Here is a 9,038-nt window from a genome sequence, read left to right on the forward strand (position 1 = left end):
AGGCACGGGGATAACAGCGGGACAAGCTGTGGATGGGGTCGTGCTATCAGGAGTAAGAGGTGTCGTGCTATCAGGAGTACGTCTATCGTGCTATCAGGAGTACGAAAACGCCGGAAAGTCAGTAACGGCGCGGGTTTGCGATCCCTCTAACATTACTAACTTAAATTCTCTAACTATTGATAGAGAAACAGCATTGCGGTGGACAACTGCCGCAGGCCGAAAAACCAGCCAGCAAAAACTCCAAAAACCACCCCGTTCGGCACGGCAGAAACAGGCCGGTCTTCCAAGCTGGAGGGCCGCACCATGATTGTCGCCTTGCTCAATCAGAAAGGCGGCGTCGGCAAGACCACGCTCGCCACGCACATCGCTGGCGAACTGGCGCTGCGCGGCCTGCACGTCGTCCTGCTGGATGCCGACCCGCAGGGTTCCTCACTGGACTGGACACAGCGCAGAAGCCAGCAGGGCTTGCCCCGGCTGTTCAGCGCCGTAGGCCTGGCGCGCGAAACACTGCACCAGGAAGCCCCAGAACTCGCCAGACGGGCCGATCACGTCATCATCGACGGGCCACCCAGGATCGCCGCCTTGGCGCGCTCTGCGCTGCTGGCGGCCGAACGGGTGCTGATCCCTGTACAACCCAGCCCCTATGACCTGTGGGCCAGCGCCGAGATGGTGGCGCTGATTCGTGAGGCTCAGGTGTTCCGGCCTGCGCTACGCGCGGCCTTCGTCATCAACCGGCGCGTCAGCACCACGGTGATCGGGCGCGAAGCGCGACAAGCCTTGGCCGAACAGCCGTTGCCAGCGCTGCGCAGCGAGGTGCGCCAGCGCATCGTCTTTGCCGACAGCGTAGCTGCGGGGCGATTGGCGCGGGAGACAGCCCCCGATAGCGCAGCGGCGCAGGAAATTACTGCGCTGGTCGATGAGCTGCTGCGGTGGCCGTCATGAGCGACAACCGCAACCCACCCAACGGCAAACGCCCGGCCAAGCGGGTCGGCATCGGCGCGCGTCCGCCCGCTAATCCGCACGCCGAGGCGTGGATTCGCCAGGGCGACGCGGATGCGTTCAACAAAGGCGACCTTTACACCGCTCGCCTGACCCTCGACATCACGCCTGCCATGCGGGCACGCATCAAGGTGTCGGCCTTCACGCAAGGCGTGACCGTGGCCGACTTGCTGCGCGGTTTGCTGGAGCGCGAGTTTCCAGAACACCGCAGGGAGAACACGCCATGACCACATCCGTATTGTCTGCTGCCGCAACTGCCGCCATCGCGGTCACGGCTGCGCACGCTGCACCTTGCAGCCAGCCGAGTAGCGCGCCGCTGACGCGCGTCGCGCTGGCTTACATCGAGCCGCGCTTCAAGCTCTACCTGCGCTTCGGCGAACCGGCGCGCACGCTTCAGCTCGACCGCTGGCGGCGCTGCGCCATGTTCATGCCGGGTGCAATGCTCTGCCGCGTTCGTTGGCAGGCCAACGACTACGGCACGATTCATTGGCAGCTCATGGTGATGCAGGCTGCTACACCGCTTGATGCCGTGCAGCGCATCCCCGGCGTGCAGCCAGGCGCGTGCCTGCTGCTGCATGCCGAAGGTGACGCCAATGTGCGCGCCGTGCTGGAACGCATCGACGGCATCGAGGCGCTGGGCATCGCTGCCATTGACGTATCGCCCGCGTACTGGCGCATGCTCGCCAACCGGCTCGCCGCGCATTTGCCGCTGCCCGAATACACCGCCGAGCGGCATGCCGCCTGGTTGGCCGGGAGGGCGCTGCCATGACGGCCCATCACACCGCCGCACGCACACCCAAAGCTGCGCCGCTTCCTCGCTCGCGCCTGCGCGCTCGCCTCGTGCTGGCGAGCATCGCCGCCGTCGGCCTCGCTGCGCTGGCCTGGGCGGCTTTCGTGCAGCCGTTGCCGCGCCTGATCTACAACCCGTCCGACAGCGTTCCGGTCGGCTGGTATCGCGTCGATCCGCAGCGCCACGGTGCCGATTCGCTGCCACGTCCCTTGTCCGTGGGCAGCGTCGTCCTGACCACATTGCCGCCAGAGGTAGCCGCGCTCGCTGCGCAGCGCGGCTACCTGCCGGCACACGTTCCGCTGCTCAAACGTGTGGGCGCGGTCGCGCCGCAACACGTCTGCATCGTCGCCGGTCAGGTACGCATCGACAGCGTGCCGATGGCCGCTGCGCTGCCTACCGACCGGCTGGGCCGAGCATTGCCATCCTTGCAGCTTTGCCGCCGCCTTGAACCGGGCGAACTGTTCCTGTTGAGCGTGACCAATCCTGCATCGTTCGACAGCCGGTATTTCGGCCCGGTCAGCGCATCCGCCGTGATCGGCGTCGCGCATCCGGTCTGGCTGGAGACACGCCCATGATGGCCGCCGATTCGCTGCACGCTGCCGTGCCTCTTGTCGTGCCATCGGGTGTGTCGGCCTGCTGTTCGTCAGCGTGTCGTCGCGCGTGCAGTGCGCGTGCATTCGCACCGCGCTTCGCGCTGCCTTCGGCGCAGCCGTCCAGCGTGCAGGCGTCTTGTCTCGAACGCGCTCGGCCTGCGGCCATTGGCGTGTTCGCCGGCGGGCTGGCTGCGGGTGCAGCAACGCCGCCGGGCCGCCGCTGCCCGGAGCGTCAGCGAGGGGCAAAGGCGGAAGGCAAGACAAAAGGGGGCGGCACCTGTCGGCCCGCAAAGCCTGTCTGCACATGGAGGTGGCGCGGCACGCAGCGGCTTCGCCACCGTGCCGCATGTAGCGCGAGGCCCGCGCCGATGCTGGCATGTCCGCGTGCTTCGCACGATAGGGCGCGCCACAGCTTGCAGGGAGAGTAGCCATGACCGACCGCCGCGACGACGATTTCCGCGTGCGCCCCAGCGCACCGAAGAACCGGGGCAAGGGCCAGGGCCAGAGCTTCGTTTCCAAGGTGCTCAAGCAGGCTGGCAAGGCCAGCGGCGGCAAGTCCTCGATGCGCCATTCCGCAGCCGGCGGCAGCGGCGCACGCGCCGGCCAGCGCCCCGGTTCAAGGCTTGGGCGCGGCCACACGGCGGCGCGTTTCGCGGGCGCGAAGCTGACGCCCATGTCGCGGCGCGTGACCATCAAGACCCTGCTGGTCAACCAGCGCAATGCCAGCCTGCAATCGCTCGCCAAGCATTTGCGCTACATCGAGCGCGACGGCGCCGGCCGCGATGGCGAACCGGGCCGGGCCTACGGGCCGCAGACCGACGAAGCCGACCTCGATGCCTTCAAGGAGCGGGCCGCCGACGACCGGCACCATTTCCGCTTCATCGTCTCGCCCGAGGACGGGGCCGAGCTGGACGACCTGCGCACCTACACCCGGCATCTGGTGAACCGGATGGAAGCCGATCTGGGGACGCGGCTGGATTGGGTGGCGGTGGATCACTGGAACACCGACAACCCGCACACCCACCTGATCGTGCTCGGGCGCGACGACACCGGAAAAGACCTCATCATCGCCGGCGACTACATCGCCCACGGCTTCCGCCATCGGGCCGCCGAACTGGCGACCGAATGGCTGGGGCCGCGCACCGAACTGGAGATTCAGCAGACCTTGCAGCGCGAGGTGGAGCAAGAGCGCTGGACGAGCCTTGACCGCACCTTGCAGCACGAAGCTGGCGAGGATGGCCGGGTGCAGATCGAACGCTTCAACGCACCGACGTTGCAACGCCAGCGCCTGTTGCTGATTGGCCGACTGCAACGCTTGCAGCGCCTGGGCCTGGCCGACGAGGTGCAGTCTGGCGCCTGGGCCGTCCATGCGGATGCGGAGAAAACGCTGCGCGCCCTGGGGGAGCGTGGCGACATCATCCGCACCATGCAGCGGGCCATGCGCGGCGAACCGCGCGAGCTGGCGGTGTTCGAGTCGGGCGAGGATGCCAATGGAAATAGCCGCAGCGTCATCGGCCGCGTGGCCGCCAAGGGCTTGGCCGACGAGCTGCATGACCGGGGCTATCTGGTTATCGACGGCGTGGATGGCAAGGCCCACTATGTTGCGTTGAACGCCCGCGATGAACTGGCGAACTATCCCACCGGCGCGGTGGTGGAAGTGCGCGGTTCCGCCGAGGTACGTGCAGCCGACAAGAACATCGCCGCGCTGGCGAGCGATGGCCTGTACCGCACCGATCATCACCTGGCCATCGAGCGGGGCCGAGCCACACCCGGACGCGACCCGCAGGAAGTCGTCGCAGCACATGTTCGCCGCCTGGAAGCCCTGCGCCGGGCTGGCATCGTGGAGCGCGTGGCCGAAGGGCTATGGAAGGTGCCGGACGACCTCGCCGAACGTGGCCGCCAGTACGACGCGCAGCGGCTGGGCGGTGTGGCGGTGGAGCTGAAATCGCACCTGCCCATCGAGCGGCAGGCGCGGTTGATCGGCGCGACCTGGCTGGATCAGCAGTTGATCGGTGGCGGCAAGGGATTGGGCGACCTGGGCTTTGGCGGCGAGGTGAAGAACACCCTGCAACAGCGCGGGGAGTTCCTCGCTGAGCAGGGGCTGGCCGAGCGGCGCGGGCAGCGCGTGATCCTCGCCCGTAACCTGTTGGGCACGCTGCGCAATCGGGAACTGGCGCAGGCTGCAAAGGACATTGCCGCCGATACCGGTTTGGAGCATCGGCCCGTCGCCGACGGTCAGCGTGTGGCCGGCATCTACCGGCGCTCGGTCATGCTTGCCAGCGGTCGCTACGCGATGCTCGATGACGGCATGGGGTTCAGCTTGGTGCCCTGGCGGCCGGTGATCGAACAGCGACTGGGGCAGCAACTCGCCGCGACGGTGTGCGGCGGTGGCGTGTCTTGGAACTTGGGCCGCAGCCCGAGTGTTTTGTAGAGCTGAACGTCAGCTTTTTGGTCGCCCGATTGTTCCAAGGTGAGTGAATCGGAAGCCGTTCTCGTACTTCAATCCATATCCAAGTGAGCGATCAAAGCCAATATGAGCGATCCAGATGATTCCTGATGAAACTGCCAATGGCTGAGAGAGATACACGCCTGCTACTACGCAAAGCAAAGCGCCAACGTAAGAGTGAGCAGTGTTGTATAGCACCGCACCGATCCGAGCACCCACGATATAGCCGAGCAAAGACAAATCCGGGAGAAGGAAGCAAAGTGCAAATAATCCCCAGCCCGAACCAAACTCAGAATATGCAAATAAACTGAGCAAAAAAACCGTCAACCCTTCAATTCTCAATAGATCTTTGATGCCACCTGATACTGAGCCTTTTTCCATCACAAAATTATCCTTTTAATCAAAATAAGCCAAAAATGCACCAGCACACCCCACCAGGGCCATATTGACTACCACAACGACAAGAGCGAAGCGCACCAGACGTTGTTCTTCTGGATTATTGATTTTTGCCAAGCCAGCAATCGTAGCAATCATGGGTAAAGAACCCAGTGCTGCATGGCCGGCCGCACTGTTCAGTGTGGCTGCCATGCTGGGAAGTAACGATGCGGGAAGGTCTGCGATGGCTGGCATCATGAGAACGTTGCCACCCACGTTTGACCCTGTGAGGTAGCCACCGATCCCCCCAAGTATGGCGCCCAGGAATGGCAGCAACTCACTATCCATGGCAGAGAGCCTGTCGCGCACACCTGAAAGAAAACCGGCCTTCACCATGACTTGTGACATGAACAAGAAACACAGAATCGTCAGTAACGGGCGCCGCGCTCGCTGGGATACCGATTGCCAGAACGTCTGAAACCTGAGGCGTTCATCTCGTCGAGCAAGCAGAACTAAGCACACGAGTAGTATCGGGACTCCCGGAGACGCCAGTGGTTTCCATGCAATGCTTGCCCCTTGTACCACCAGCCATATGTCAGCCTGAGTTACAACAACAAGTATCTTGAGTGCGATAACGCAGAAGAATAGCAGCATGTAAGGCCAAGCTGCTGCCGGCCAATGAATTGCGGAGGGCATTTTTGGACATGACTTCAGCAGCCCCACCAGCACGACAGCGAAACCTGCACTTACCCCCGCGATTTCCGGACCAAGCCAAGCCGAGGCGACATACAAAACCGACACAAACAGCAGCGCTATGGTCAGCATTGAGATATAGGCGGTCAGTTTGCGATAACCCGCAATCCAGGTAGCCGCCAAAGCCAAACCAACAAACACCGGCGCACTTGTGATTGCTGTTTGACTGGCCAATTCCGTTGGTGCCGCATCCAGCAGTGTGGCTCCTACCACCGTTGCCAGCCCCAAGGTTCCCCAGGGCATGATGACCATTCCAGCCAATGCAATGCGCAGTGCTTTGTCACGGTCAAAAAGTGCCAGCAATACAGGAATGACGGCAATCAGTGAAACACCGAATCCCGTCATGGATTCCAGCAAAGGGGCAAGCCCCAGCACGATGAAGCCCAACTGCTGAACGCCTTGCAGCTTTAGGTTGCCTACCCATGTGCTCAGCGCCTGGGTTGCGCCCGTACGCTCAATCAGGACGACCAACATCATTCCGGGGGCTAGTACGAACGCCACGCTGGCAAACAGAATCAGCGTGTCTTGAGCGATCCATTGCGAGAGTTCGCGTGAGAGCGGGTGCCCGGCGCCAAGGAGCATAAGTGCAACGGCAAGGGTGGCACCGACAAGAGCCGCCCTGACAGGCGGTTGTTTGAATACAAGAATCGCAGAGAGAACCAACAGAACAGGGGAGATATGAAGTAACGAAAGCATTGGGGCTACGAGGGCTGGCGCAATAACTCGATCATTTGACACCTTGACCTGAATACCTGCCAGCGACTTATACTGATCCTCTCCATAAGTCTATCTAATCAAGAACGGGTCATCTGTCATGAGACGCCTTCCCCCACTAACCGCATTGCGTGCTTTCGAGGCTGCAGCGAGGCACATGAGTTTTACCCGTGCGGCGGCGGAACTGTGCGTAACCCAGGCAGCCATCAGCCAGCAGGTACGGCAACTGGAAGAGTGGTTGGGTTCAGCGCTGTTCTTGCGTGCGGGACATGCGCTGCGCCTGACCGACAAGGGCCAGGCTTGGCTGCCGGAACTGACAGCCATGTTGGATCGGCTGTCCTTCGTCAGCAGTTCACTGCGTGAACGCGATGATGGGCCTTTGCGCATCACGGTGTTGCCGTCTTTCGCCACTTGCTGGCTGGTACCGCGTCTGGGCGCTTTTAGGGAAATGCACCCTGACATTGAGGTGAAGCTGACCAGCTCGGTCGAACTATGGGACGTGTCTGATGACCGCTTCGATGTAGGCATCCGCTCGGGGCTCGGACGTTGGCGAGGGCTGAAAGCTGATTTGATTGCGCGGGAAATGCTGTCACCGCTTTGCAGCCCCTCATTGCAGGCATCGGATCGTCCGTTGATGGAACCCGCAGACCTGCTTGCGAAATGTCTTTTGCACGACACCCCTAAGGACGCATGGCCTTACTGGTTTGCTCATGTGGGAGTCATGAATCCGAACGCTGGCAGCGGCCCCAAATTCGATGATCACAGCCATGTCCTTCAAGCGGCCATTGACGGTCAAGGTGTCGCACTCGGAAAGCTGCTGTTGGCTGGCGATGCACTTCGGGCAGGCCGTCTCGTTCAGCCTTTTTCGATTACCCAGCCTAACGATTACAGCTATTGGCTTGTATATCCTGCATCCGCTGTCTCCAGCAGGCCTGATGTAGCCGTGTTCCGTGCATGGTTGCTGAACGAAGCAAAGCGGTGTTCGAAAGAAATTGAGATTTAGGGCTTATGGGAAATTGGACTAGCGATACTGTCTGCTTCCAGATCGAGCAGCATGTTATGGGCATCGTTGAACTCCATCTCACTAAAAACGAAGATGCCAGATATTCTCAGCAACGTAGCCGTTACACCTTGCCCCGCAACCAGATGCCCCTTAAACGAGCCATCATAGACTTGGTGAGAGCCGCATGAAGGGCTGCCTTCTTTCAGTACAGCTATGTGAATCTCGTGTAAGCGCGCTATGCGAAGTGCATTTTGTGCGCCAACAATAAACGGGTGAGAAACATCAGCTCCGGATGAGTCCACAACGCTCGTTTGTCTTTGGAGAACTTTTTCTCCGCCCTCACCGGACGCTATTTCTGCCGGTAGACGTGGAACAGGCATGCCTCCTGATAACTCTGGACAGATGGAGATCACCCTGTTCTCTGCAACCCACTGTTGAAGAATCGGATGGCGAGATTGCTTGTGAGAACCGTCGTAGCGCACCTGCTCGCCCAGCAAGCACGCACTGACCAGAATCCGCTGCATGTGCTATTCCTTCAGATCAGCTTGGTATACGGCATCGTCAACTTCCTGGATATAGCCATTTTTTTCATAGAAGCGCGCCGCATGCCCGCCTCTTTGCGTGATGAGGTAGGAGCGAGAGACATCAAGAGAAACAAGCGCCGTATGGAGATACGCTATCAATTCCTTGCCAATGCCCCGACCCTGTTCAGTGGGGCAAACGCACATTTCGCGGAGATAAAAAGCATTTCCTCCTACAAAGGGCTCAGTGGTTCCCAGAACGAATCCTATGGTCTTGCCATCTTTTTCTGCCAAGAAACCAAAAAAACCTTTGCTATCCATTAAGTAGCGCAGACGATTGTCCGCTTCTTCATCAGTCCACGGTTCGCTCCAAGGTGGAGAGGAAAAAACCTGTGTGTATAAACTAGCGCATTTCTGGATATCTGATTTTTGGATGGGGAGAAACAATTGTTTTATCCTCAAAAAAATTTTTTTCAAAAATTTAGACAATCATTTGGTTCTTCAAAATAATGATTGATCTATTCTGCTGAGATTAGAAGTTGGCGCATGCTCTTCAGTGCCAAGGATTCTTTTCCCTCATGCCAAATCAAATGCGTTCTATTGGATGCCATGTGTGCGGGTAGCTCATGGGCACGCACCATTTGAGCCGCACGCAAACCAGCCAGAACGGATTTCGGAACAATTGCCACGCCAGTACCTGCCGCGACACATGCGACAATCGCTGGATACGATGAGAATTCCAAAACCCCGGAAACACTCACCTCATTTTCACTCTGCCATTGCTCCAGCAGACGACGATATGAGCAGCCGCTTGCAAAAGCAATAAGTGCAAAATTTCCCATAC

11 protein-coding genes are annotated in these 9,038 nt (G+C 60.2%); 6 read left to right on the plus strand and 5 right to left on the minus strand.

What is annotated here, in order from left to right:
* The first annotated feature begins 303 nt into the window (after positions 1-303).
* The 5 genes from parA (at position 304) to TBU01S_RS21865 (ending at position 4,813) form a co-directional block, all read left to right on the plus strand.
* The gene (gene parA, locus TBU01S_RS21845) at positions 304-942 is read left to right on the plus strand and encodes a ParA family partition ATPase (RefSeq protein ID WP_023081401.1); all 639 of its coding nucleotides are present in this window, start codon (positions 304-306) and stop codon (positions 940-942) included.
* Entirely contained in the window at positions 939-1,226 is a 288-nt protein-coding gene (locus TBU01S_RS21850) for a chromosome partitioning protein ParB (protein ID WP_068639608.1), read from the plus strand. Before parA ends, TBU01S_RS21850 begins: the two co-directional genes overlap by 4 nt.
* Entirely contained in the window at positions 1,223-1,768 is a 546-nt protein-coding gene (locus TBU01S_RS21855; protein ID WP_068639602.1) for a DUF2840 domain-containing protein, read from the plus strand. Before TBU01S_RS21850 ends, TBU01S_RS21855 begins: the two co-directional genes overlap by 4 nt.
* Entirely contained in the window at positions 1,765-2,364 is a 600-nt protein-coding gene (locus TBU01S_RS21860; RefSeq protein WP_068639603.1) for a S26 family signal peptidase, read from the plus strand. The genes TBU01S_RS21855 and TBU01S_RS21860 overlap by 4 nt, the downstream gene beginning before the upstream one ends.
* Before the next feature lie 448 nt (positions 2,365-2,812).
* Positions 2,813-4,813, plus strand: coding sequence for a relaxase/mobilization nuclease and DUF3363 domain-containing protein (locus tag TBU01S_RS21865; protein WP_068639604.1), 2,001 nt, complete (start codon positions 2,813-2,815; stop codon positions 4,811-4,813).
* Positions 4,814-4,822: 9 nt separating this feature from the next.
* Here TBU01S_RS21865 and TBU01S_RS23470 read toward each other — a convergent pair whose 3' ends face one another.
* Both TBU01S_RS23470 and TBU01S_RS21870 read right to left on the minus strand, forming a co-directional pair.
* The gene (locus tag TBU01S_RS23470; protein WP_083953791.1) at positions 4,823-5,209 is read right to left on the minus strand and encodes a DUF4260 domain-containing protein; all 387 of its coding nucleotides are present in this window, start codon (positions 5,207-5,209) and stop codon (positions 4,823-4,825) included.
* A gap of 15 nt (positions 5,210-5,224) precedes the next feature.
* Entirely contained in the window at positions 5,225-6,652 is a 1,428-nt protein-coding gene (locus tag TBU01S_RS21870; protein WP_068639605.1) for an L-lactate permease, read from the minus strand.
* Between the two features lie 118 nt (positions 6,653-6,770).
* Here TBU01S_RS21870 and gcvA point away from each other — a divergent pair, with 118 nt between their 5' ends.
* Entirely contained in the window at positions 6,771-7,673 is a 903-nt protein-coding gene (gcvA, locus tag TBU01S_RS21875; protein WP_068639606.1) for a transcriptional regulator GcvA, read from the plus strand.
* Here the strand turns inward: gcvA and TBU01S_RS23475 are convergent.
* The 3 genes from TBU01S_RS23475 to TBU01S_RS23485 all read right to left on the minus strand — a co-directional run.
* On the minus strand, positions 7,670-8,197 hold the full coding sequence (locus TBU01S_RS23475) for a 2-thiouracil desulfurase family protein (RefSeq protein ID WP_083953792.1): 528 nt from the start codon (positions 8,195-8,197) through the stop codon (positions 7,670-7,672). The genes gcvA and TBU01S_RS23475 overlap by 4 nt on opposite strands.
* Before the next feature lie 3 nt (positions 8,198-8,200).
* Positions 8,201-8,641: a GNAT family N-acetyltransferase gene (locus tag TBU01S_RS23480; RefSeq protein WP_157659250.1), complete on the minus strand. Its 441-nt coding sequence runs from the start codon at positions 8,639-8,641 to the stop codon at positions 8,201-8,203.
* A gap of 71 nt (positions 8,642-8,712) precedes the next feature.
* A partial coding sequence (locus TBU01S_RS23485) for a LysR substrate-binding domain-containing protein (RefSeq protein WP_083953794.1) occupies positions 8,713-9,038 on the minus strand: 326 nt, incomplete at its 5' end.

The organism is Thauera butanivorans NBRC 103042, assembly GCF_001591165.1.
Taxonomy (GTDB): Bacteria; Pseudomonadota; Gammaproteobacteria; order Burkholderiales; family Rhodocyclaceae; genus Thauera; species Thauera butanivorans.